Below are 23,120 nucleotides of genomic sequence, written 5' to 3' on the forward strand. Positions count from 1 at the left end.
TTTACCTTCCTTCTTTGTCACTCTACTACACCAACCGAAAAGGTCATCGGCATTATCTGCGGGCAGCTACCATTAAGAAGGGGGCACTCGTTACTACAAGGAGGTTGATTTTAGTAATCATCCAGCGTAGGCAGGCACTGTACCCTGCCTACTACGCTGGGTAAAGGTAACGCATTGCTGCATCACCCTGCCCGGGTGGCTCCGCCCATTTTCCCGGCAAAGGAATTATTCCGCTTGATTCAGCAGTGTGAAGCTAAACTGCACTTTCGTAAAACTGAGGAAGAGACCTACCAAGCTCAACGATTCTGCCACCTAAGCCGATACTACGGTTGGATTACCCTGGAAACTAGCCTCCCAACTAGGTGACCTTGCCCAGAAATTCTGCTACCACATAGACAAGGAAAGCCTACTAGAGTTTTGGATCGAAGGAAAGGAGGATTGGTAATCAGCTAGCGTCAGCGAAGTCAGCGTACATTGACTCAATTGCCTCTTCGTTCAGTGGCGTATTCGCCCCGTAAATCACAATGCGGTAACGAAAAGTCACTGACTCTTGCGGTTGAAGCTTGAAGTTTAGGGTTTCTGCCCCCCCCGAAAATACATTCTGACCAAGCGGATTGGCCGCAAACAAGCCATAGCCCCGGGCGTGCCAGTAAGTAGGATAGCCCACATTGTCAGGGTGATCCATAATTACCACCGAAACTGCTTCATCATCTATTGATCCAGACAGGTTTACCCATTCGGCCCGGGTACCCCACACTTCAGTTCCACTCACTCCCTCGCTGCTTTGGTATTGTCCGGTTACTCCGGTGTTATCTATTTTGGCAGCATCGCTAGCGTTGCCACTGGCATCAGTAAATATCTCCGGCTTATCTGAAGGGTGCTCCAACGCTCGGGTTACCCGAATTGCTACCATTCCTTCTTTATTATCATTAAAAGTTACCGGTTGATTCTGAGCCTGCAAAGTAGTAGTTCGGTCAATAACGTAGGCATCTGCTTCTCTGGAAAAGTAAAGAGTTGTGGTTTCGTCCAATAGCTTTTCTTTATCGAGAGTTAACCAATCAGCCGCCACTTTTAATTTACCTACCTCACCATCTTTCGTTTCTAGTACTTCTCGATGGCGAATGATTCCATACCCATCTCGCTTCTCCTCAGGAATCGCCTCCGAGTTGTTCCAAAAATCCAAACCGTTTACATCGCCGTAGTTCAGCCACAGCCCTACGTGGTGCGGATGATCTACACGCTCTCCCGCAGTGGGCAACAGCGGGTAACCGCGCGTAATATTTGTACCTTGCGGTGTTCTAATCGGAAACAGTACCGGTTTCTTGATTACTTCGGGATAGATGTAGGAGGTAAACGGTTGACCATTAATGGTTACAGATACTAACTTCTCCGCAGGTTTTTCAGTGATCTTTACCTGCGCGGGTAGCACCTGGATTTGTATTGTCAGTAGAAAAAAAGCCAAGAACCCACCACAGGCAGGCCTTAACCACAATTTAGATGATCGCATAATAGTGCTAGCTCGATACAATTTCTTGTTCTTCAGTATTAAATGTTACCCGCTTACCTGTATGCAAAGCTTGGGTGGTCATTAAATTCGCTACTGAATGATTGTAACCTACTTGAACCGGAGCGTGAGGTTCCTTACGGCTACGCACGCAGTCCATCCAGTTTCGCATATGGTTGGAAGTCATGTTATCAGCTCCGGTATTTGCACTGGTTATCACCTTATCACCCTGTAGCTCTTGCTCTTCTAAACGGTTTGGCTGCATACCCATTGCGGAAGCATGTTTTTCGTTCAGCCCTCCATCGGGTGTAATCATGTTGGTTTTTAGGTTGAGTGTTCCGGCATTGGAATAGTAGATTTCTTTGGTTCCGCCTTCGGAGTTGGTGAAGCGGGATGAGTACACCACCTGGAAGCCTTCGTTCGGATTATCATCGGGACCATAGTCAAATACTGCCGTCATGGTATCAGGATTTTCCCGTCCGTCTTTCCAGAGATAGATACCGCCGTTGGCGGCTACGCTGCGCGGGTGGTTGTAACCCGAGAACCAGTGTACCGTATCAATCTGGTGCGACATCCACTGACCAGGAATGCCGGAAGAATACGGCCAGAATAAGCGGTACTCTAAATATTTGCGCGGATCCCAATCTATTTTAGGTCGGTTCATCAGGTAACGATCCCAATCGGTATCTTCTTTCTTGATAGAAGCTACTAAGTCGGGTAATCGCCAACGCCCGGGTTGGTTTACATTCCAAGTCATATTCACCATTACGATGTCGCCGAACTTACCGGATTTAATGTAGTCTTCCGCTGCATGGTAGTTGCTTCCACTTCGGCGCTGCGAGCCAATTTGAATAATCCGATCAGAGGCTTCGGCCGTTTCTTTAATCTTTTTGTTGTCTTCCATTGACTCAGCCAGTGGCTTTTCAATGTAGGCATCGCAACCGTTTTCAATGGCTTCTACCCCGTGCAGTGCGTGCTGAAAATCCGCAGTACTGATGATGACAGCATCCACTTTACTTTTCTCGTATAACTCTTCATTGTTACGGGCCAAATCTACCTTCTTGATTCCCTTTTCCTCCATGTAGGCTTTAGCCTCGTCGCGACGGCGGTTCCAAATATCGGAAACCCCTACAATCTCGAAGTTCATTTCATCGGCATGATTCATAAAGGCGGGAATCAATGAGCCTCGGCAACGATTGGAAAAGCCTACTATTCCAACTCGTACCCGATCATTAGCTCCCAAAATACGCCCGTAGCTGCGAGCTGAGAAAGCGGTACTTAGGCCTACTGCTCCTAAAGCTGATTTCTTAATAAAATCTCTACGATTTCTATTTAAATTATTCATATTTTCTGGATTGTTAAATGGCTAAATTGTTGATTGTCACTGATATCCGCCTTCCACTCTAAATTTCACATTTCATATTTCTCATTTTCTATGAGGCTGGCAATTCTCGTACTTTGATATTTTTAAAATATACTAAGTCGCCGTGGTCTTGCAGTAAAATATGACCACTCTCCGCCATACCAAAGTTCTCCCATTTTTCGTACTTACTGTTTTTTACCAAGTCGGTGTATTCCTCGCTACCTCGCTCGTACTCCAGCACTTTTTCGCCGTTTAGGTAATGCTCTACTTTATTGCCCTGCACAACTAAGCGGGCGGTGTTCCACTCGCCAATGCCTTTAAAGGGTTTGCTGGCATCAGCACTTTTCAAATCGTAGAGCGAGGCTAGGGTTCGGGTTCCACCGCCGTTATTACCCTTTTTGGCATCGGGATGCTTTTCGTCGTCTAGTAATTGGTATTCTAAGCCGATAGCGGATGCACCAGAATTATAGCCTTCGGTAACAAAGTACTTAATACCACTATTCGCTCCTTCGGTCAGTTTAAAATCAACCTGAAACTCAAAGTTGGAGTATTCACTCTCAGTAACAATGTCGCCTCCGTTCTGGGATTCGGCTCCGTCAGAAGCCAGCACCATTAGCTCGCCGTCTTCAATTTTCCACCCCTGCTCGGGAAAAGTCTCCTTATGCGCCCCGCGCCAGTTGCTTATCGACTGCCCATCAAATAGTAAGGTCCAACCTTCCTGCCGCTCCTGTTCAGTTAAAGTATTATCACTAGTTTCCTCTACCACTGCCGTCATTTCAGCGGTACTGGTTTCTTCTTCAGCCGTTTCGGTTTCTGCTGAATTATTAGAAGCTGGCCCGCAACTGTACAAGAAAAATAGTGCAATGCCGTACAAAACAAAGGTTTTCATAAATGTGTATTGTTTAGTTGTTTGATTGCTCGATAATTCAATTGTTAATTGTTCACTGCTAACTGAACATTGCATTACCCCTTGCACCTAACTTCCTGCTCCCTGCCCAAATAGATCCTGGTAGTGGTCTGACATTTGAAAAATCCCGCCACTCTTTTGGTAGAAGTCTTTGCCTAGTTTGAAAACTCCTCGCTGTGCTTTTACCCAATCGGCACCAGCGTGCGGATGGTAAGAAAGCATCTCTGGCCAGTCGCGGTAGTTTTGGTGACCGTTGTTCTCCATTAGTCCCATGCCCGGAAATTCCTCCCAAGCGGCTAGTCGGGCGGCTACATTTTTGTTCCAATCAACCAGAATAGGGTTTACGGTTAAATCAGCGCAGAGACAAGGGATATTTTGTTCGTGAGCCACTTTTGCCATCTTCAAGGTCATGCTTAGGGTTTTGGCAATCGGCTTTAACGCCACTGCACTGTATCCCATTTGAATGCGGGTAATCACGTCCTCTTCGGTATGGGCACTTTCGTCCGCAGCCACCCGTACCCCTACGTCGGCCACGCTAGACTCATTTTCTTCGGGAAATGGTTCTTCCACTACCACAATCTGATCAAAAGCTCCAATTTTCTGAGCATGATCGAGCAACTCTAGTAGAGAATCTTTCTCTTCGTAGCGCCCATTCATATCAAAGTAATAGGGAATTTTCCCATCAGCCGTATAAGACGTTTCGCCCTGCCCAATCGTCTGGTGAATTTCGGTTAGCTTAGCCTTGTCTTTATCCAGCATTTCCCGCTGCGTGCCCGGATGCCCCAGCTTAATTTTTAGGAAGAAATATCCATCATCTACCAGTTCTTTCATTTGCGACACCGGAGTGGCAAATGAAAACGAAGGAACACTCACTACTCCCTCGTGCCGGTGAGACAACGCCGGACGATACTGCTCAGGAATCATGGTATCAAAATCAGAAATGCCATTTTCGTAAGCGTACAGCAGCCAAGCAGCATTGTCGACCGCCACCAGTGCATTCAGCGCAAATGTTTTTCGTAAATCGGGGTTATCCGTAATTTTTTTACCGTAGGCGTATACTTCTTCTAGAATATTTTCTTGGAGGTCGATAGGTGTGGTGAATGATTGCCCCTTAGCTAATTGCACCCCTTTCTCCGTCATGGCGTACATGAGGGCGTTACCCCCACTTTCGGAGTGGTTGAGAAAAATTTGGGAGTCAGACCAAAGGGTATTCTGCGTACCCAAGCCCACCCCGTATTTTCCTGATGAGCTTTGTAAACGAGCTACCGCTTGCCAAACATCAGTCATGTAGCCCCCTTTGAAGCCGTAGGGAGTCGCTAATGGCTCCCGCTCAAAGGTAGAACTTACCTGATCGATCGTAATTTTTCGCAACGATTTGGATGAAGAAATGGGTGATGCTATAGGTGCCAATGGGAGAAGACTAGCCACAGCGGATGATTGCTGAAGAAACTGCCGACGGTTGAGTGGTGTCATAGTAAAAAGTATCCTCGAAGATACAAAACCGCCTCTGGTTGTCCAAATTCATTATGCAATCCGTTGCAAAACTATGATAAAAGTTATTAGTACTGTTTTTGTAGGTAGGCAATCTCCCGCAGATTACTCCTAAATGTGATCACGACGAACAGCAAAAAAACTATTTGCGAAACAATCATCCAGTCAGTGAATAAAATCGGCCAAATCTCTAATGCAGGCTGGGACGATAAAATTGGTAGCAAGATACTGTTGTGAAATACGTCTACTACGATGATAATTACCGTTAACCATACCCCTATTCTTGGACGAAGAATAAGCAGTACGGCCGCCACCGGGTCTAGGAAGGTGAGGCTATCCCAAAATACTACTGAGAAAAATGGGCTATTGTACTCCTCTGAGAAAAATCCGTGACGCATCACCCAATACACATGGGTAGAAGTACCACCGAGCATGGTAGCACATTGGATTATTAGAATGAGCTTAGTCTTACTTGGTAGTTGAATAAAAGAATATGCGATAGACAAGATATAATACAAGTTATACCTTACTTTAACCCAGCCTGTTTCAGAATACTATTTTCAGTGCCTTTCGCTAAGTCTTTATTAGAACCATGGTCAGGAACTGTAACTCTTCCTAGTTTGGTAGGATGTTTGAATTGACGATGACTGCCTCGCTGAGCCACCTGATACCAACCGTCTTGCTTTATTAATGTGATGATTTGCTTTACTTTCATGCTGCTACAGTGACAGCTTCGGTACTAGGCGGGGGTATCTCTATTCCATCTTCCCGCATACCTTCCAAGTGAAACTGAACAGCTTCCTTTATATGTGTCCGAACCTCTTCTTTCGTATCTCCTACCGTAATACAGCCGGGAAGGTCTGGTACATAGGCACTATAACCAGTATTGGTTTTTTCAATAATTACTAGATAATCCATAACACTCTACTTATGTATGCAGTAATGAATGTAAATCCTACGCAAAATAAACAGTTATTGAAAATAGCCAATTAATCTGATAGATTAGCTAGTATTCCTCAATAATTGCCTATCTCATATCTCTATTTCGTTAAATTTCATCCACTGGTCAACAGTATGTATCCAGTACTTCAGAAATTCTTGGCTAAAAAACTGGTTGGAGAAATCATCAAACCGCTGAATATGAATTCCGGTGTAGTGTAGCCAAATAGCTAAGCCACCGTAGGGAATTATTCTTTTCTCTTCTTCCGAAACTGAAATGATAGAATCATAACCTCGATAAAAAGCAGCTCTTTTACTATTGAAAGTTTCTTTATTGGGTTCGTTTCTAAAGAGAATCATCAGGGCATACGCCATATCCAACCAGAGCCAGCCATTGCCGCAGTTATCAAAGTCGAAAATTGTAATTTCAGAATTGTCTTTAATTTTCATGTTTTCGTACCATAAATCGAGATGAATTACTCCGTACCTCAGCGCACTTTGTTCGGCTTTTTCAAATTCTGAGGAAATAACAGAGCTGGCTCGTTCAAAGTATTGCATTTCAGCGGAAGGCCCAGAAAAATGGCCTTTTGCTAGCTGAAACGCCCAATTAACTAGCGAATTGGCATCGTAACGCTTTCTATTAATGGTTCTATTAATCGTCAGTTGGTGCATCTTTGCCATCGTTGCTCCTAGTTGAAAGGAAGCCGGTTCCGATGGGTTTCGGATAGATTTACCTTCAGCGAAGGTGAACAGAACCGCAAAACGCTCTCCTTCTAATGCTTTTATGCAATTAATGTAATGATTATCGCGGTTTTTGATCGGGTATGATACTGAAATACCATTTTCCTTCAGATACTCTAATAATGCTAGCTCTTCTTTGATCTCGTCTTCTGTCCGCCAATGCAAGTAGTAGACTCTTAGGACAAATTTCTTATCAGAAGTAGTGATCAGGTAGCTGTGGTTAATACCTGTTTTTAGTACTCGGCAAGTTGTATTCTTATCAAATCCGTAGCGTTCACTAACAAATTCTGCCAGATATTCTGATGAGATGATTGTACTGATTGCGGGAGCGTACATTATAGTAGCTAATAAGTGTTATCATTTATTCAGATAAACTAGTATGCTATGTCCTGCTCTACTTACGCTTTGGATATTTACTAGTTTAGATATTTTCGGATGCGCCCAAGTGTGATGGCTTCCGCTTATCCGAGCTAACTCGAGATCAGCCCCCTCAATTAACGGTATGAAATCGTTGAAAGAAGTATTTTTAGGGCTATCCAAAATCTTGCGTAAGAGCTTAGCATTTTCTCATGAGCAGTTCATTATAAATCAACCTGCATCCTTCACACAGCGAAAACCGAGGTGTTCTTGGCCGGAATCTACCGCAGTAGCCATGCGGGCGGAGGGGCGGTAGTTGGAGCAGTACTGATCACTGCACAGGTAAGAACCACCTTTAATTACTCGTTTGGGAGTGTACGGTTCCTGAGGATCGTAGCTTTGATTAGGTCCGGTAGGGTTGCGGCACACGGTGATCTTGCTCTGTTGAGCGTGGGTATCAGGACGGTACCAATCGGAGCTCCACTCCCACACATTGCCAATAATATCGTATAAACCGTAATCGTTAGGTGGAAAGCTTTTAACGGGCGACGCACTAGCAAAGCCATCGGTACTCACGTTGTTATGCGGAAAATCACCCTGAAAAAAGTTAGCTAAATATTTACCGGAAGGAGTTAGTTCATCGCCCCAGGCAAAGGCTTGTCCAGTGGTTCCTCCCTGAGCCGCAAACTCGTACTCGGCTTCGGTAGGTAATCGTTTACCAGCCCACTGAGCGTAAGCCTGAGCATCTTCGTAGGCAATGTGGGTAACCGGGAAATTATCTTTTCCTTCAATAGAGCTACCTGGCCCTTTAGGGTACCGCCAATTTGCTCCAATCTTCCACGACCACCACTGCGAATAATCGTGCAGTGGCACTGCCTGACTGGGCGGATCAAAAATTAACGAACCCGGTTGCAGCACTTCGTCTGCTGGTTTAGGAGTACCAGGCGGTAACTGCTTTTTCATTTCTTCCCAGTCAATTGGTCGCTCAGCTACGGTTACGTACCCAGTTGCTTCGGTAAACTTTCTAAATTCAGCATTAGTCACTTCATGCGTGTCCATCCAGTAGCCTGATACTTCTACCGAATACGCTGGCCCTTCTATATCAGTAGCCGTCTCATGATCGCTGCCCATGGTGAACTGCCCTCCCGGAATCCACACCATGCCTTCGGGAGCTTCTCCGGCGGGCTTGGCTGAAATTAGAATGCTAGTTGACGGGGAAGAAGAATTTTCGGCAGTGGGTTTTGTCTCGGCAGCTGATTTGCTGTCTTGGTTAGTGTTCTGACAAGATAGAAGGCCAAAGCCTAACAAGGATACGAGTAAGGTATGTAGTTTCATTACTGGTTGTTTTGGATAGTACCAATTCGCAAGGTACTTAACACTAATTGATTACTCTGATAAGATACTGATGCAACACCGATTGCTAGAAAAAGCGTTCAACATTGGATAGTTAAGAAGTCCTCATTTACAGTGCTTTCATTTTAGATGACCAAGAAATATATGCTAAACGTATCTGTATTATACTCTTTTTCCACTAGGAAATCCTAATTTTATTGCCAGTCACATTCCTTTTAGTATATTTAAGTTTAACTATTGCATACTATTGCAATCAATCTTATCACTATGGATTTCAAAGATGAAATAATTCAACTCGGGGAACGAGTGGAAAAAATGCGTCCTAACCTCTCTACCGAGGAAGCAACAAAGAATGCTTTAATTATGCCATTCATAAATTCACTAGGCTATGATGTTTTCAATCCAATGGAAGTAGTTCCTGAATTTGTCGCTGATATAGGAATAAAAAAAGGTGAGAAAGTAGACTACGCTATTATGAAGAACTATCAGCCTATCATCTTGATAGAATGTAAGACCATTGATACTGTACTAGACCCCCACAGTACTCAGCTTTTCAGATATTTTCATACGACAAAAGCAAAGTTCGCAATCCTTACTAACGGAAAGGAATACAAACTCTACACTGATCTAGTTGACACTAATAAAATGGATGAGAAGCCATTCTTAATATTTGATATTACTAAGATTAAGGACAGTACTCTTGAAGAATTGAAGAAATTTCATAAGTCATACTTTAACATAGAAGAAATCGTCAGCACAGCTAGCGAACTCAAATATACCAATGAACTTAAAGCATTGATGAATGCTGAATTAAGAAATCCTTCAGAACCTTTTGTAAAATACTTTGTCGCCCAAATCTACTCTGGTAGAGCTACGGAAAAAGTAATACACCAATTCACGACTATAGTTAAAAAATCGCTTAATCAGTGGATTAATGAAATAATTAGTGAAAAGTTTCAATCTGCTTTGGATAAGGAAAAGAGCGAAGCTGAAGATACGGAAGAATCATCTGAAGTAGTAGTTCCAGAAGATAACAGAAATGATATACAAACTACGGAAGAAGAAATGGAAGGCTTTTACATTATTAAAGCAATCCTACGTGAGAAAGTAGATGTAGATAGGATACATTACCGAGATACGAAAAGCTACTTTGGGGTTTTACTTGATGATAACAATCGCAAACCTCTTTGCAGGTTGAGATTTAATGCTCAAAGTGTCAAATATCTGGGGGTCTTCGACCAAAACAAGAATGAAACTAAAGAGTCAATCGATACTGTAGATGATATTTACAAGTTTCGGAACGCACTACTTGGAACATTAGAAAGCTATTTGAATAGTGAAGATAGTTGACTATTGTTTCATTGCAAGCAAAAGCTTTCTATAATGCTACCCACCCTCCAGTACGACTCGATTCAAATAAGGCATCGAGCACGCGCATGTTCTTTACCGCATCGGTTGGAGGTGTAGGCACGGTAGTATCTTCACGAATAGCCCGGGCAAACGCTTCAAACTCAGCAATGTACTGGTCTGTGGGGCTAAGCTTAACCTCCCTCGTGCCTATGCTGGTAGTCACTGTCACCCTCGCCGCTACATCTGCCGGAGTGTTAAACGGAATCTCGATAGAAATCACTCCACCACTACCGTGTACCGTAACCTGCTGATAGGGAAAAGTCTGCGTACCCACCGTAAACTGCGCCCGCGCTTCGCCAAAGTCTAACGTGCCCGAAGACAGTATGTCCGTCTTAAAATCAGCATGTTCAGTAAGTAAGCTTAGCACTCGCTGGGGTTCAGCTTGCAATAAAAACCGGCTAACCGATATCGCGTAGCAACCAATATCGTACAGTGCCCCACCGCCTTTATCCGACTGATTACGAATGTTATTAGCATCAGCGTTGGTGTACCCAAAAAACGTTTGCACCAACTGCACGTTGCCAATCTCCCGCATCCGAATTAACTCCAAAGCGTGCTGCCACTGCGGATGAAAGCGGTACATAAAGGCCTCCATAACCTTCACGCCCTTTGCTTCGGCATACTCTACCGCTTCCTGAGCCTCCTGTGCGGATAGAGCAATGGGCTTTTCGCACAAAATGTGTTTCCCAGCATCAGCGGCTTTCTTTATCCATTCGGCATGAACATGATTAGGTAACGGAATGTACAATGCTTCAATAGCTTCATCGGCTAATAATTCTTCGTAGGAACCGTAAGCATTTGTAATTCCGTAGGCATCGGCAGCCTCCTGCGATCGCTCTAATGAACGGGAAGCAATACCCTGCCACTTAATAAGCGGGGACTTGGCCGTAGGAATGGCAATTTTTTTCTTAAAGAAACCGGATACTCCGAGTACCCCAAATTTAACTACTTGCATAGATTCAATGTGTTATGGTGTTGAAATTAACGTAAAACTCCTACAGAAAGAAGTATAACACCATAACGCTTCGCACCGTAATACACTTTATATTTTCTAAGTTATCGCACTATGTCACTACACTATATTAGTCAAAAGCCTCGCGCGGCCTCCAAAAACCCACCACTGATAGTATTATTGCACGGTTTAGGAAGTAATGAGCGCGATTTGTTCTCATTTGCCCCCTACCTAGATCCTCGCTATTTGGTTGTCAGCGTGCAAGCTCCCTTGCCCTACGGCCACGGCGGCTATGCCTGGTTTACTATTGATTTTTCTAAAGGCGTTCCTCAACCGAATGTAGAACAAGTGAAAGAAGCTCGTCAGCAGTTCACGCAGTTTCTAGACGAAATTATACAAAAGTTCCAGCCTAACCCGAATCATGTTTACCTAGTCGGCTTTAGCCAAGGTGCCATGATGAGCTACGCCACTGCTCTGGCTACTCCGGAAAAGATAACGGGGCTAGTGGCCATGAGCGGATATATTCTCAACGAGACTACACCTCAAGAAGCAATTACAACTATCCATCAGCAGCTAAAAATATTGGCGACCCACGGTACCAATGATGCGGTGCTACCGATTTTCTTGGGACGTTCAGCGGCCGATTATCTTCAGCAACAGCAATTCAACTATGAGTTTAAAGAATACGCTATGGGGCACGAGGTAAATCAATCTTGTTTCGCTGATGTGAAACAGTGGTTAGATCAGCAGGTAGGGGATTTATAATGTATTCAGGTATTATTGTGCGAGTTGTTATAGTGTTTTAGTGCTTTAGTGTTCGGGTGTTCAAAGTTAACCTCGTCATGAATACTCTAACACTTCGCACCTGAACACGTCATGTATAATCTTCTCCTTTCTGCTCTTCGGCTTCCTTCATAATATGCTTCAACTGTTCTACTTCTGACTTCGGACAAATTAACAGCACGTCGGGGCTATCGGCTACCAAGTAGTCGTGCAGGCTATGGACGATAATTAATTTTCCGTCGGTACTTTTAATAAAACAATTCTTACTTTGGATAGAAAGAGCATTGGCTTCTATGGTGTTTTCTCCGTTCCCCAATGTTTTTAATGAGAACAGCGCGTGCCAGGAGTCAATTGCTGACCAGTCGAAATTGCCCAGCAGTACGTAGTGATTATTAGTTTTTTCCAAAATACCGTAGCTAAGTGCCGTATTTTTGCACTGCGAATAAGCATTTTTTAAAAAAAGAGATTCGTCATCAGTACCATATTGCTGCACGCCACCCGAAAATACTTCCGCCACCTCGGGAAGGTGCGTTTCTACTGCTTCAATAATCGCGTTTACGTGCCAAACGTAGATATCGGTGTTCCACACAAAATCGCCACTATTAACAAATAAGTTAGCTAGCTCAATTTGAGGTTTATCAGTAAGCGTTTTTATTTTTTTGATGGATCCGCTACTGTTGTAATGGTACTGAATATAGCGATAGCGCGTTTCAGGCTTAGAGGGCTTGATGCCTATAACCAGTAATTTTTTCGGATCAGCCGCTGCTGTTTCCAAGGCTTTGCCCATGTCTCGCAAGAAAGCAATCTCGCCAAAAATAGCGTGATCAGCAGGCATCATGGTAATAACAGTAGAAGAATCTAACTGCCGGATTTTATAGGCAGCGTACGCGGCACAAACTGCCGCCCCCCGGTTAGTAGGTTCAATAAGAATCTGCTGCTTGGGTAGTTGGGGAAGCTGCTCCCTCACTAAATTAGCGTAAGGCTCAGTGGTAGCTACCATAATTCTTTTTTCGTCGCAAAGAGCCGTACACCGTTCATAGGTCAGTTGAAGTAACGACTTTCCGGTACCTAGTAAATCTAAAAATGGCTTAGGCGTATTTTTGCGGCTAAACGGCCAGAAGTCTGACGTGGCATGACTGCCCGTAGTGATAACCACAAAATTGTTATTCCTTGCCATAATAAAGTATAAACTCCCACTGTTTTGGCTAGCGAATATAACTTTCGGCAGTGCAGAAAGCAACCCTTTGCGCTTTCCTTACCAAGATTTTTGTTTGAAAATTTTTTAACAAAAGAACAAATTCACTATATATTTTGTAATGATTCGGCAAACTATTATCTTCAAAAAAGTATTAATTTCCAGAAAGACCAACGGTCGAGAATGGCGTTGGTTTTTTTACGTAACTTACCTACTTACTTACTAATGGTAGAGCAAACGATTGATCTACAAGCTGCCCTTAAACAATATTTTGGCTTCAATCATTTTCGCGGAAACCAGGAAGCCATCATTGAGAATATTCTCAACCGCCGTAATACATTCGTAATCATGCCAACGGGTGCTGGGAAATCACTCTGCTACCAGTTACCAGCACTGTTGCAATCGGGAACGGCGATTGTTATTTCCCCGCTAATCGCCCTGATGAAAAATCAGGTAGATCAACTAAATGGCTTTAATATTGATGCTCGGTTTCTCAACTCAACCCTGAGTAAAACCGAAATCAATAGGGTCAGAAACGATACGTTGAAGGGAAAAACAAAACTACTGTACGTAGCTCCGGAGTCGCTGACTAAGGAGGAGAATATTAAATTCCTGCGCGAAGCTGATATTTCTTTTGTAGCCGTCGATGAAGCCCACTGTATCTCCGAATGGGGACATGATTTCCGGCCGGAATACCGACGAATAAAATACATTATCTCTCAGTTGAAAGACAATGTTCCGGTGATTGCCCTGACGGCTACCGCTACCCCGAAGGTGCAGTTGGATATTCAACGGAACCTTCAGATGGAAGAAGCAGACTTATTTAAGTCCTCCTTTAACCGCCCTAATCTGTTTTATGACGTTCGTCCGAAAACGCAGATCAAAAAGCAGCTTATCAAATTTATTAAGCAGTATCCGGGTAAATCGGGCATTATTTACTGCTTAAGCCGCAAAAAGGTAGAAGAGATCGCTGAATTTCTTCAGGTAAACGGCATTAAAGCTGCCCCTTACCACGCTGGGTTGGATGCCAATGTTCGGGTGCAAAACCAAGATGCCTTTCTCAACGAAGATGTGGACGTGATTGTGGCTACCATTGCCTTCGGAATGGGCATTGATAAACCGGATGTGCGCTTTGTCATTCATTACAATGTACCCAAATCGTTAGAAGGGTACTACCAGGAAACCGGCCGGGCTGGGCGCGACGGACGAGAGGCTCGCTGCTTGATGTTCTACAGTTACAGCGACATTCTTAAGCTAGAGAAATTTAATAAAGATAAAACCGTAACCGAGCGGGATAATGCTCGCCACCTGCTGGGCGAAATGATTGCCTATTCCGAATCAGCGGTATGCCGAAAAAGGCAACTGCTGCATTATTTTGGCGAATATCTTCCTGAAAATTGTGGTTTCTGCGATAACTGCGTAAACCCCAAGGAACAGTACGAAGGCCAGGATCTGATAACGGTAGCCTTACAAGCAGTACAGCAAACGAACGAACGCTTTGGAATTAACCATGTGGTAGATGTGGTGCGAGGCTCAGCCAACCAGTACGTAAAAAGCTACAAGCACGATCAGCTTCCGGTGTATGGTCAGGGTAAAGGTGAACCAGCAGAGCGCTGGAGTTCAGTGCTGCGACAGGCTCTGATTGCTGAATTACTGGAAAAAGATATTGAAAACATTGGCACCATTAAGCTAACCGCCAAAGGCAAGGACTTTCTTCAGAATCCTCACTCGCTGATGCTATCCAAAAATCACGTATTTGAGGATGTTACCGAAAGCGAAGAAAACGATGGCACCCTGGGTCAAAGTAATCCGGCAGGTTACGGCAAATCTTACGACGATAACTTATTCAAACAGCTTAGACAGCTTCGGAAGGATATTGCCAAGCATAAGAATGTGCCTCCTTATGTTGTATTCCAGGAACCTTCACTGGAGGAAATGGCGACCACCTACCCCACCACCAAGGAAGAGATGGCGGGGATTAACGGCGTGGGTATGGGAAAGGTTCATAAGTACGGATCGCCGTTCCTAAAGATGATTGAAGAGTACGTAGCTGAAAATGATATTGCTACTGCCTCTGATGTACTTATTAAATCTACTGTTAATAAGTCGAAGAACAAGATTGTAATCATTCAGCAGATTGATAAGAAGGTGGATTTTGAAGAAATTGCCAGCACTCTCAACTTATCAATGGAGGAACTAATTGGTGAGATTGAGCACATCTGCTATTCGGGCACTAAGCTAAGCATTGATTACTACCTGGATCAGTTTCTGGACGAGGAGCACATTGATGAGTTGCACGATTACTTCTTGAACGCTGAATCAGACCGTATTTCCAGTGCCAACGAAGAGTTTGACGGTGATTATACCGAAGAGGAACTACGCCTATTTCGTATTAAATTCTTATCAGAGTACGCGAATTAGTCCATAGTTGTGAACGATTTTCCGAAAACCGTGGACTAGTTGCTGTACACTCCTCGTTGTTCACTGCACACTGTTCATTGCTAATTGTTCATTGTTTTCCTTAGCTTTGCGCCTAAAACCTAACCATGAATATCTTACTACTCGGTTCGGGAGGGCGCGAACACGCACTAGCCTGGAAAATTAGCCAGAGTTCTGACTGTACTAAACTCTTTGTATCGCCCGGTAATGCAGGAACCTCCCTGTTTAATGTAACTGAAAATCTAGTACAAAACAGCTACGATCAATCTGATTTTCAGCGCATTGCTAACTTTATTCAACAACAGAATATTGAGTTGATCGTTGTTGGGCCAGAAGCTCCATTGGTAGCGGGGATTACTGATTTTCTGAAGAATAATTCATCTACCTCCGATGTGCTGGTAGTGGGCCCAACCCAAGCTGGTGCCGAGCTAGAAGGAAGTAAAGATTTTGCTAAGCAGTTTATGCAGAAGCATAACATTCCTACCGCTGCATCGCACACATTTACCGCCGAAACGCTCGAGGAAGGACTGAAATATGTAAAAGAGCAAACCTTGCCTATTGTACTCAAGGCCGATGGACTAGCCGCCGGAAAAGGGGTAATCATTTGTACCAGCTACGATGAAGCTACCGAAACCTTGCGCGATATGCTCCAGCACCAAAAGTTTGGCACAGCCAGCCAGAAAGTGGTGATTGAAGAGTTTCTAGATGGTATTGAGCTTTCGGTATTTGTGCTGACCGATGGTAAAAACTACCACCTCTTACCTGAGGCGAAAGATTATAAACGCATTGGTGAAAACGATACAGGTCCCAATACCGGTGGTATGGGTGCCGTCTCTCCGGTTCCGTTTGCCGATGAAGCATTTATGTCGAAAGTAAAAGCGCAAATTGTAGAGCCTACCATTCAGGGGTTAGCCAAGGAAAATATTGATTACCGGGGCTTTATCTTTTTAGGACTGATGAACGTAGGTGGTAACCCTTACGTCATTGAGTATAATGTGCGCTTAGGTGACCCTGAAACTCAAGCAATTATTCCTCGTCTGGAGAGCGATTTGGTAGAACTACTCGTGGCCACTGCCCGGCAGCAACTATCGGAGGTGCAAGTGAATATCAGCTTACAAGCTGCTGCTACGGTGGTTATGGTTTCTGGCGGGTATCCCGAAAGCTACGTGAAAGGTAAAGTAATCAGCGGTTTATCTGATAAGGCTGAAAGCTTGGTATTTCACGCGGGTACTGAGGCTAAAGAGGGAAAAACAATTACCAGTGGCGGAAGAGTGCTGGCCGTTACCTCGCTGCACAGCCAACTTACCAGTGCACTGGAACAAACGTATGCTCAGGTTGATCAGCTTTTCTGGAAGGACATCTACTACCGAAAAGATATTGGGCAGGACATTCTAGGCTACCTAGCCAACGGAAAATAGAGTCCGCAGTTCGTTTTTATTTAAAATCATAGTAATTTACAACACAGCGAAGTAACTGTATCAGGCTTACGCTTAGTGGAGTTGTTGAGTATAGTGTGAGTAGCCTGATTTCGTTTGAAGTTTCGTATAGGGAGGTAAAATATAGTGCCTTCTGACTAAATATATAGAGGATGATATGGGATGTAGTACCTGTAGTACCAAAAATGGTGCAGTAAGCGGTTGCCGTAACAATGGCGGCTGTAGCACCGGAGGGTGTAACAAAATGAATGTCTTCGATTGGCTCTCCAACATGGAGTTTCCATCGCTGAGCACCTTCGATATTGTTGAAGTAAAATTCAAAAACGGTCATAAAGACTTTTTTCGCAACACCAAAGACGTGGATCTGACTACCGGTGATGCCGTAGTGGTAGATGTTCCCAACGGTTACCACATTGGTCATGTCTCATTGCAGGGTGAGTTAGTCCGGCTGCAAATGCAGAAGAAAAAAGTACCCAATAACGACCAAATCCGCACTATCTACCGAATAGCCACCGAACAGGATCTGGAAAAATTCCATAAAGTAGGCAACCGCGAGATGCCCACGCTCTACCGAACCCGGGAGATTATTCAGAAACTGGGCTTATCTATGAAACTCTCCGACGTAGAGTATCAGGCCGATAACAATAAAGCCACTTTTTACTACTCGGCCGACAGTCGGGTTGATTTTCGGGAGTTAATTAAAGTGCTGGCGGGTGAATTCCGCATCCGAATTGAGATGCGACAGATCAGCCTACGGCAAGAAGCCGGTCGGCTGGGTGGCATTGGTTCGTGCGGTCGGGAGCTTTGCTGTTCTACCTGGCTCTCTGATTTTAAAAGCGTTTCTACATCGGCGGCTCGCTACCAGAACCTTTCCCTTAACCCTAGCAAGCTTTCCGGCCAGTGTGGTCGGCTCAAGTGCTGCCTCAACTACGAGCTAGAAACGTACATGAGCGCACTCAAGCGTATTCCCGAGGTAAACCGTCCGCTGAAAACCCGGAAGGGTGAGGCTGTACTACAAAAGACCGATATTTTTAAAAGAATTATGTGGTTTAGCTTTGCCGGAGAAAGTGCTTGGGTTCCGCTGAGTGCCCAACGCGTACAGGAAGTTTTAGAACTGAATAAGCGAGGTGAAGTGCCGGATACACTGATTGAAGACCATATAATTGCTAAATCTGATTCAGGGGTTTTGAATAACGATTTAGTGAAGATGGATAAAAAATTTCAGAAGAAGCACAACCCCAAACGGCGCAATAAGCGAAAGAAAAAGAATTAAAACCACTCATTTTCTACGTCTTCATTTCTATCATCCCTCAATGAAACTACGTTCGGTTCTCATTCATCGCCAAATTTATTTATCTCTTTTAACGGCTTTTCTCGCCCTGGCTTTTGTTCGCTGCGACGATAACCGTCTGTACGAAGAGAATATTAATTTCGACCGGAAAGTATGGGCTGCTGACAGCCTACCTATCTTTCGCTTTCAAGTAGATGAGCCGGAGCAGACTTACAATATTTACTGGAACGTACGAAACACCGTAGCTTACCCTTTTCGTAATTTATACCTCACCTATTACTTAGAAGATACGCTGGGTCATACCCTAAAAACTGACCTCTACGAGATGAACCTGTTTGAGCCTCGCACCGGAGAGCCTTACGGAAATGGGTTAGGCGATATATTTTCGCATCAGATTTTAGCTCTTCCTAATTACAAGTTTGATACGGCGGGCATGTACCAAATTCGACTTCAGCAGTACATGCGGCGCGATACGCTGCCCGAGATTCTGTCGGTAGGGGTACGGATAGAACGAGCCGAAGCAGACTAGTAGCAAGAAGCGATGGCTACGCAACAGCGCAAACGATGGAAGATTTGGGTAGACACCGGTGGTACTTTCACCGATTGCTTAGCCTACAGTCCGTCGGGAGTTCTTCATCGCATTAAAGTACTTAGCGATAGCACACTGCGGGGTAAATTATTAGAAGCCATTAGTCCTATCCGATGGAAAATTCGGCAAAACTGGCGCATTAATAACGCTGACCTCCTCAGTGGCTACACCCTACAAGTATCTCCTTCGCCAAAGTATTTAATCCGGTATTTCAACCCGGAAGATAGTTCTATCACTTTAGAACAGCCCTTATCGGAAAAAGAAGTCGGAAAAAATTTTACTCTGACTGCTTACGAGGAAGCCCCGGTGCTCGCCGCCCGATTGGCTACCTCTACTCCCCTTCTTCTGCCATTGCCCCCGATGGAAATGCGGTTAGGTACCACCCGAGGCACCAATGCTTTGTTAGAACGAAAAGGAGCCAAAACCACACTATTGGTTACCAAGGGATTCAAGGATCTACTCTCCATTGGTACTCAGCAACGTCCGCATATTTTCTCACTGAATATTCAAAAACCAGCTCCTTACTACGCTAACGTAATTGAAGTAAATGAGCGGTTAGATGCTCAGGGAAATATAGTAGCTTCACTTTTTGAAGATGAGTTGAACCAGGTACAAGATCAACTAGCTACTTTTCAACCCGAGTCGGTAGCCATTGCACTGATGCACAGCTACCGTAATCCGGCACACGAACAGAAATTATCCCAAGCACTACTGACGGAGGACTTTCCCTACATTTCGGTTTCTTCCCAGCTTTCCTCCGCTCAAAAAATACTACCTCGGGCAGCTACTGCCGTGGTTGATGCGTATCTCGCCCCCATTATTCATCGCTATTTATCCTGCATCCGAGAGCGCATCCCGGACGGAAGTTTGAAAGTGATGAGCAGTGCCGGAGGTTTGGCTGACGCTCATCTTTATCAACCCAAAGATAGTCTACTCAGTGGTCCCGCCGGGGGTGTAGTAGGATCAGCCGCCGTACTCAAGCAGGTGCAATCGCAGCAGCCCAATTTTCGAAGACTGCTCTCGCTGGATATGGGCGGTACCAGCACCGATGTTTCCCGCTACGATGGTGAGTACGACTATCAATACACAACCAAGGTGGGCGACGCCGAGATTACTTCCCCAGCTTTAGCTATTGAAACCGTAGCCGCCGGAGGTGGTTCTATCTGTCAATATAAAAACGGCGCGCTGGCGGTAGGTCCCGAGAGTGCCGGAGCGCACCCCGGTCCCGCTTGCTACGGACAGGGCGGGCCACTCACCATTACCGATGTAAACCTACTACTGGGAAGGTTACGGGAAGATAAATTCGGAATACCGATTAATCGCTCGGCGGCACAACAGGCTTTAGCGAACGTAAAAGCAGTTCTACCTGACTCATCGGAAGTTTCTGATGTAGAACTGTTGCTGGGGTTTCTGCGGATCGCTAACGAAAAGATGACCGATGCCGTCCGTAGCATATCGGTGAAAAAAGGGTTTGACCCCACCGAATATTCGCTACTGGGGTTTGGCGGAGCGGGTGGGCAGCACGCTTGCGAAGTTGCTTCACTACTTAACATCAAAACTATCATCATTCCAGAGGATGCCGGATTGCTGAGTGCTTACGGAATGGGGCAGGCAGTACTGGAACGGTTTGCTACTCGCCAGGTACTCCAACCTTACGCTGAAGTTCAAGGTGATTTAGAAAGCTGGATTGAACAACTCCGCCAAGAGGCTACCAAGCTTTGCCAACAAGAGGGCTACACCGAAAGCGAGCTACAGACCCGCTTTGTTAAGCTATTTCTACGCTTCGAGGGGCAGGAAAGCACACTGGACATTGACTTCACGAATTCCGATGAGGTACTCAATGCTTATCGACAACACTACCAAGCTTTATTCGGCCACTGGCTAGCGAGCCGAACCATAGAATTAGAATCCATAAAAGTAGTAGTTTCTACTGCCCCGCCTGATCTTTCTTCGCCCGTAGCGGGTAAGAGACATATTCCCCCGGCTACTGCAAATCAGTCGGCGTATACTCAAAATGGCTGGGTCTCCGTTCCGGTGTACAACTGGGATCAACTTCAGGCGGAAGCTTCTTTGGCTGGCTCAGCTTTAGTACTTAGCAATACCACCACGCTCTGGGTAGCACCTAACTGGCAATTCCAGCTCGATGGTTTTGGCAACGCGTTGCTCTTCTCAGAAGAGAAAACCAACACTCATTCTTCTGAAGCTCCCGATGCCGTGCAACTAGCATTGTTCACCAACCGCTTCACCAGCATTGCCTCAGGCATGGGAGCCTTGTTAGAGCGAACTTCGTTTTCAGTAAACGTAAAAGAACGCTTAGACTTTTCTTGTGCGCTGCTGAGTGCCGGCGGAAAGCTGATTGTCAACGCTCCGCATATCCCGGTTCATCTGGGTAGCCTCGGGATGTGCGTACGCGCGGTTCGGGAAAGTATTGCTATGCAAGAAGGCGACGTTATCATAACCAACCACCCCGGTTACGGCGGTTCTCATCTACCGGACGTTACGCTGATTAGTCCGGTGTATTTTGAGAGTCAACTTATTGGTTACGTAGCTAATCGGGCGCACCACGCCGAAATTGGGGGTTCTCGTCCGGGCTCTATGCCCACTCAAGCTACTACACTGGCAGAAGAAGGAGTAGTTATTTCACCCGCTTATCTGATACGTCAGGGCAAAGCCCAGTGGGATACTATTCGGCAGTTGTTTACCAGCGGTAAGTATCCTACCCGCAATGTAGAAGAAAACCTGGCAGACCTCAACGGCGGATTAGCCAGCATCCGCTGGGGCATAGAAGCCTTACAGCAGTTAGCGAAGCAGCACGGATCAGAATCGGCATCGCACTACATGCAGCAGATTGAAGTTCGTACTGCTCATCGCATAAAAAATCAGCTGAATAAGTTAGAACAGATTTCGTATTCGGCTACTGAGTCGCTAGATGATGGTAGCGTACTAAAAGTGCAAATCACGGCTGAGCAAGAAGATCATCTTACGATCGATTTTACCGGAAGTGCTCCTACCCACCCCCATAATTTTAACGCTACTCCCGCTATTGTGTACAGTGCCGTAATGTACGTGCTTCGTTTGCTGCTAGACGAAGATGTGCCCTTGAATGAGGGATTGCTCGAGCCTGTCAAGATCGTACTGCCCGAGGACTCCATACTAAATCCAACGTTTACTGACGAACCCTCCCAATGTCCGGCGGTGGTGGGCGGCAATACCGAAACCAGTCAGCGACTGGTAGACACCCTACTGAAGGCATTGGGCCTAGCGGCTAGTAGTCAGGGAACCATGAACAATGTGCTGTTTGGTAATGAACAATTCGGCTACTACGAAACCATTGGGGGCGGTAGCGGAGCGGGTAACGGATTTGCCGGAGCCAATGCCGTACACCAGCATATGACCAACACCCGCATCACCGATCCCGAAGTACTGGAATTTCGCTACCCCGTGCGCTTGGATGAATTTTCGGTTCGCCCGCAGTCCGGTGGAGTCGGCAAATGGTCGGGAGGGAATGGAATCATTCGCAAATTCACATTCTTAGCCCCACTTTCACTCACAGTGCTTACTCAGCACCGTAATACAGCTCCCTACGGTATGGCTGGTGGTCAATCCGGAAAAGTTGGCCGTCAGTGGATTATCCGTAAAGATGGCTCGGAAGAAATACTGATGAATGTGGATGAAGCCGAAATGCAAGCGGGCGATCAGTTTATTATTCACACTCCGGGCGGAGGTGGCTATGGTATGGCTACTGATGATTAGTATTTTCAATCTGAAACGAAGATCATGAGTTACGCAAAGTGCAAAAAACGATAATCAGCAACTTAACATATTGTCAACTATCAATTACCTATTATCCATTGTCAATTAGTCTAAATATGAGAAATCTCAGATAGTTGCTGGGTGTAGAGTTGAAGGGCTTGCTTCATATCTACTTGCCGTAGCTCCAGCATGGTCTCGAGCCCTTCCAGCTTAGCATCACATAGTTGCGTTTTAGAAATCTTAGCGGCCAACCCGTTTGATTTTAGCATACCGTTGGCAATTACGGCTATCACCGACAGTACGGACGCTGCCAGACAAAGTGCCTGCCAGACCGGAACTCCAAAGGACACCACATCTTTGGCCGAGCTAATAAATCCTTCACCTCCAACCCCTGGCCCGGCGGTTATTGCTGCCGCTAACGCTCCGGCAATAATAGAAGAGTTGATCAACTTGGTGTTTTGTGGTTCGGTTTTACGAAGATAGTTCGCCAGCTCCTGTCGTTTGGTTTTGATCTTAGCTAGCAGCACATCTTCGTCGGTTGCATTCTCCGGCATAGGTCAGTTTTTTGGTGAAATATAAAGCTTATTCCAATGGAGTGGAAGTTAGCAATCCGAAGA

The 23,120-nt window shown here is 45.3% G+C and carries 20 protein-coding genes; 8 read left to right on the plus strand and 12 right to left on the minus strand.

Annotated elements, in window-relative coordinates; translation table 11 throughout:
* The first annotated feature begins 14 nt into the window (after positions 1-14).
* Positions 15-164 carry a hypothetical protein gene (locus P0M28_RS02625; protein ID WP_302207881.1) on the plus strand — a complete coding sequence of 50 codons (150 nt, stop codon included), beginning with the start codon at positions 15-17 and terminating at the stop codon, positions 162-164.
* 281 nt (positions 165-445) lie between these two features.
* Here the strand turns inward: P0M28_RS02625 and P0M28_RS02630 are convergent, their stop codons facing one another.
* The 9 genes from P0M28_RS02630 to P0M28_RS02670 all read right to left on the minus strand — a co-directional run bounded on the left by P0M28_RS02630 (position 446) and on the right by P0M28_RS02670 (position 8,637).
* Positions 446-1,507 carry a DUF6807 domain-containing protein gene (locus P0M28_RS02630; RefSeq protein ID WP_302207882.1) on the minus strand — a complete coding sequence of 354 codons (1,062 nt, stop codon included), beginning with the start codon at positions 1,505-1,507 and terminating at the stop codon, positions 446-448.
* A 7-nt stretch (positions 1,508-1,514) separates the two neighbouring features.
* Entirely contained in the window at positions 1,515-2,849 is a 1,335-nt protein-coding gene (locus tag P0M28_RS02635; protein ID WP_302207883.1) for a Gfo/Idh/MocA family protein, read from the minus strand.
* Positions 2,850-2,937: 88 nt separating this feature from the next.
* Positions 2,938-3,756 carry a 3-keto-disaccharide hydrolase gene (locus P0M28_RS02640; RefSeq protein WP_367281893.1) on the minus strand — a complete coding sequence of 273 codons (819 nt, stop codon included), beginning with the start codon at positions 3,754-3,756 and terminating at the stop codon, positions 2,938-2,940.
* An 87-nt stretch (positions 3,757-3,843) separates the two neighbouring features.
* Complete coding sequence (locus tag P0M28_RS02645) at positions 3,844-5,247, minus strand: enolase C-terminal domain-like protein (RefSeq protein ID WP_302207885.1); 1,404 nt, start codon at positions 5,245-5,247, stop codon at positions 3,844-3,846.
* A gap of 86 nt (positions 5,248-5,333) precedes the next feature.
* Positions 5,334-5,699, minus strand: coding sequence for a hypothetical protein (locus P0M28_RS02650; RefSeq protein WP_302207886.1), 366 nt, complete (start codon positions 5,697-5,699; stop codon positions 5,334-5,336).
* Positions 5,700-5,791: 92 nt separating this feature from the next.
* Positions 5,792-5,980: a type II toxin-antitoxin system HicA family toxin gene (locus tag P0M28_RS02655; protein ID WP_302207887.1), complete on the minus strand. Its 189-nt coding sequence runs from the start codon at positions 5,978-5,980 to the stop codon at positions 5,792-5,794.
* Entirely contained in the window at positions 5,977-6,183 is a 207-nt protein-coding gene (locus P0M28_RS02660) for a type II toxin-antitoxin system HicB family antitoxin (protein WP_302207888.1), read from the minus strand. The genes P0M28_RS02655 and P0M28_RS02660 overlap by 4 nt, the downstream gene beginning before the upstream one ends.
* A gap of 114 nt (positions 6,184-6,297) precedes the next feature.
* The gene (locus P0M28_RS02665) at positions 6,298-7,281 is read right to left on the minus strand and encodes a phosphotransferase (protein ID WP_302207889.1); all 984 of its coding nucleotides are present in this window, start codon (positions 7,279-7,281) and stop codon (positions 6,298-6,300) included.
* A 252-nt stretch (positions 7,282-7,533) separates the two neighbouring features.
* Positions 7,534-8,637 carry a formylglycine-generating enzyme family protein gene (locus P0M28_RS02670; protein ID WP_302207890.1) on the minus strand — a complete coding sequence of 368 codons (1,104 nt, stop codon included), beginning with the start codon at positions 8,635-8,637 and terminating at the stop codon, positions 7,534-7,536.
* Between the two features lie 285 nt (positions 8,638-8,922).
* Here P0M28_RS02670 and P0M28_RS02675 point away from each other — a divergent pair, with 285 nt between their 5' ends.
* Positions 8,923-10,005: a type I restriction endonuclease gene (locus tag P0M28_RS02675; RefSeq protein WP_302207892.1), complete on the plus strand. Its 1,083-nt coding sequence runs from the start codon at positions 8,923-8,925 to the stop codon at positions 10,003-10,005.
* A gap of 28 nt (positions 10,006-10,033) precedes the next feature.
* Here the strand turns inward: P0M28_RS02675 and P0M28_RS02680 are convergent, their stop codons facing one another.
* Positions 10,034-11,020, minus strand: coding sequence for a Gfo/Idh/MocA family protein (locus P0M28_RS02680; RefSeq protein WP_302207893.1), 987 nt, complete (start codon positions 11,018-11,020; stop codon positions 10,034-10,036).
* A gap of 111 nt (positions 11,021-11,131) precedes the next feature.
* Here P0M28_RS02680 and P0M28_RS02685 point away from each other — a divergent pair, with 111 nt between their 5' ends.
* The gene (locus P0M28_RS02685) at positions 11,132-11,782 is read left to right on the plus strand and encodes an alpha/beta hydrolase (RefSeq protein ID WP_302207895.1); all 651 of its coding nucleotides are present in this window, start codon (positions 11,132-11,134) and stop codon (positions 11,780-11,782) included.
* A 109-nt stretch (positions 11,783-11,891) separates the two neighbouring features.
* Here the strand turns inward: P0M28_RS02685 and P0M28_RS02690 are convergent, their stop codons facing one another.
* Positions 11,892-12,977 (minus strand): mannose-1-phosphate guanylyltransferase, encoded by a 1,086-nt coding sequence (locus tag P0M28_RS02690; RefSeq protein WP_302207897.1) that lies wholly within the window; start codon positions 12,975-12,977, stop codon positions 11,892-11,894.
* A 243-nt stretch (positions 12,978-13,220) separates the two neighbouring features.
* Between P0M28_RS02690 and recQ the strand changes: the two genes are divergently transcribed.
* From recQ to P0M28_RS02715, 5 genes are all read left to right on the plus strand, one after another.
* Entirely contained in the window at positions 13,221-15,416 is a 2,196-nt protein-coding gene (gene recQ / locus P0M28_RS02695) for a DNA helicase RecQ (protein WP_302207899.1), read from the plus strand.
* A 125-nt stretch (positions 15,417-15,541) separates the two neighbouring features.
* Entirely contained in the window at positions 15,542-16,852 is a 1,311-nt protein-coding gene (purD, locus tag P0M28_RS02700) for a phosphoribosylamine--glycine ligase (protein ID WP_302207900.1), read from the plus strand.
* Between the two features lie 175 nt (positions 16,853-17,027).
* Positions 17,028-18,143 carry a PSP1 domain-containing protein gene (locus P0M28_RS02705; RefSeq protein WP_302207901.1) on the plus strand — a complete coding sequence of 372 codons (1,116 nt, stop codon included), beginning with the start codon at positions 17,028-17,030 and terminating at the stop codon, positions 18,141-18,143.
* Between the two features lie 40 nt (positions 18,144-18,183).
* Positions 18,184-18,690: a gliding motility lipoprotein GldH gene (locus P0M28_RS02710; RefSeq protein WP_302207903.1), complete on the plus strand. Its 507-nt coding sequence runs from the start codon at positions 18,184-18,186 to the stop codon at positions 18,688-18,690.
* Positions 18,691-18,702: 12 nt separating this feature from the next.
* Positions 18,703-22,503, plus strand: a complete 3,801-nt coding sequence (locus P0M28_RS02715) for a hydantoinase B/oxoprolinase family protein (protein ID WP_302207904.1) — start codon at positions 18,703-18,705, stop codon at positions 22,501-22,503.
* A gap of 110 nt (positions 22,504-22,613) precedes the next feature.
* Here the strand turns inward: P0M28_RS02715 and P0M28_RS02720 are convergent, their stop codons facing one another.
* A complete protein-coding gene (locus P0M28_RS02720; RefSeq protein WP_302207905.1) occupies positions 22,614-23,057 on the minus strand; it encodes a hypothetical protein in 444 nt (147 codons plus the stop codon).
* Positions 23,058-23,120: the final 63 nt, after the last annotated feature.

The sequence above is a fragment of the Tunicatimonas pelagia genome (assembly GCF_030506325.1).
Lineage (GTDB): Bacteria > Bacteroidota > Bacteroidia > Cytophagales > Cyclobacteriaceae > Tunicatimonas > Tunicatimonas pelagia.

Coding starts and splice junctions, on each gene's coding strand:
- P0M28_RS02680 (WP_302207893.1), bottom strand. CDS start 11,020: ATGCAAGTAGTTAAATTTGGGGTACTCGGAGTATCCGGTTTCTTTAAG.
- P0M28_RS02635 (WP_302207883.1), bottom strand. CDS start 2,849: ATGAATAATTTAAATAGAAATCGTAGAGATTTTATTAAGAAATCAGCT.
- P0M28_RS02685 (WP_302207895.1), top strand. CDS start 11,132: ATGTCACTACACTATATTAGTCAAAAGCCTCGCGCGGCCTCCAAAAAC.
- P0M28_RS02655 (WP_302207887.1), bottom strand. CDS start 5,980: ATGAAAGTAAAGCAAATCATCACATTAATAAAGCAAGACGGTTGGTAT.
- P0M28_RS02715 (WP_302207904.1), top strand. CDS start 18,703: ATGGCTACGCAACAGCGCAAACGATGGAAGATTTGGGTAGACACCGGT.
- P0M28_RS02690 (WP_302207897.1), bottom strand. CDS start 12,977: ATGGCAAGGAATAACAATTTTGTGGTTATCACTACGGGCAGTCATGCC.
- P0M28_RS02720 (WP_302207905.1), bottom strand. CDS start 23,057: ATGCCGGAGAATGCAACCGACGAAGATGTGCTGCTAGCTAAGATCAAA.
- P0M28_RS02675 (WP_302207892.1), top strand. CDS start 8,923: ATGGATTTCAAAGATGAAATAATTCAACTCGGGGAACGAGTGGAAAAA.
- P0M28_RS02665 (WP_302207889.1), bottom strand. CDS start 7,281: ATGTACGCTCCCGCAATCAGTACAATCATCTCATCAGAATATCTGGCA.
- recQ (WP_302207899.1), top strand. CDS start 13,221: ATGGTAGAGCAAACGATTGATCTACAAGCTGCCCTTAAACAATATTTT.
- P0M28_RS02710 (WP_302207903.1), top strand. CDS start 18,184: ATGAAACTACGTTCGGTTCTCATTCATCGCCAAATTTATTTATCTCTT.
- P0M28_RS02660 (WP_302207888.1), bottom strand. CDS start 6,183: ATGGATTATCTAGTAATTATTGAAAAAACCAATACTGGTTATAGTGCC.
- P0M28_RS02645 (WP_302207885.1), bottom strand. CDS start 5,247: ATGACACCACTCAACCGTCGGCAGTTTCTTCAGCAATCATCCGCTGTG.
- P0M28_RS02670 (WP_302207890.1), bottom strand. CDS start 8,637: ATGAAACTACATACCTTACTCGTATCCTTGTTAGGCTTTGGCCTTCTA.
- purD (WP_302207900.1), top strand. CDS start 15,542: ATGAATATCTTACTACTCGGTTCGGGAGGGCGCGAACACGCACTAGCC.
- P0M28_RS02640 (WP_367281893.1), bottom strand. CDS start 3,756: ATGAAAACCTTTGTTTTGTACGGCATTGCACTATTTTTCTTGTACAGT.
- P0M28_RS02630 (WP_302207882.1), bottom strand. CDS start 1,507: ATGCGATCATCTAAATTGTGGTTAAGGCCTGCCTGTGGTGGGTTCTTG.
- P0M28_RS02650 (WP_302207886.1), bottom strand. CDS start 5,699: ATGCTCGGTGGTACTTCTACCCATGTGTATTGGGTGATGCGTCACGGA.
- P0M28_RS02705 (WP_302207901.1), top strand. CDS start 17,028: ATGGGATGTAGTACCTGTAGTACCAAAAATGGTGCAGTAAGCGGTTGC.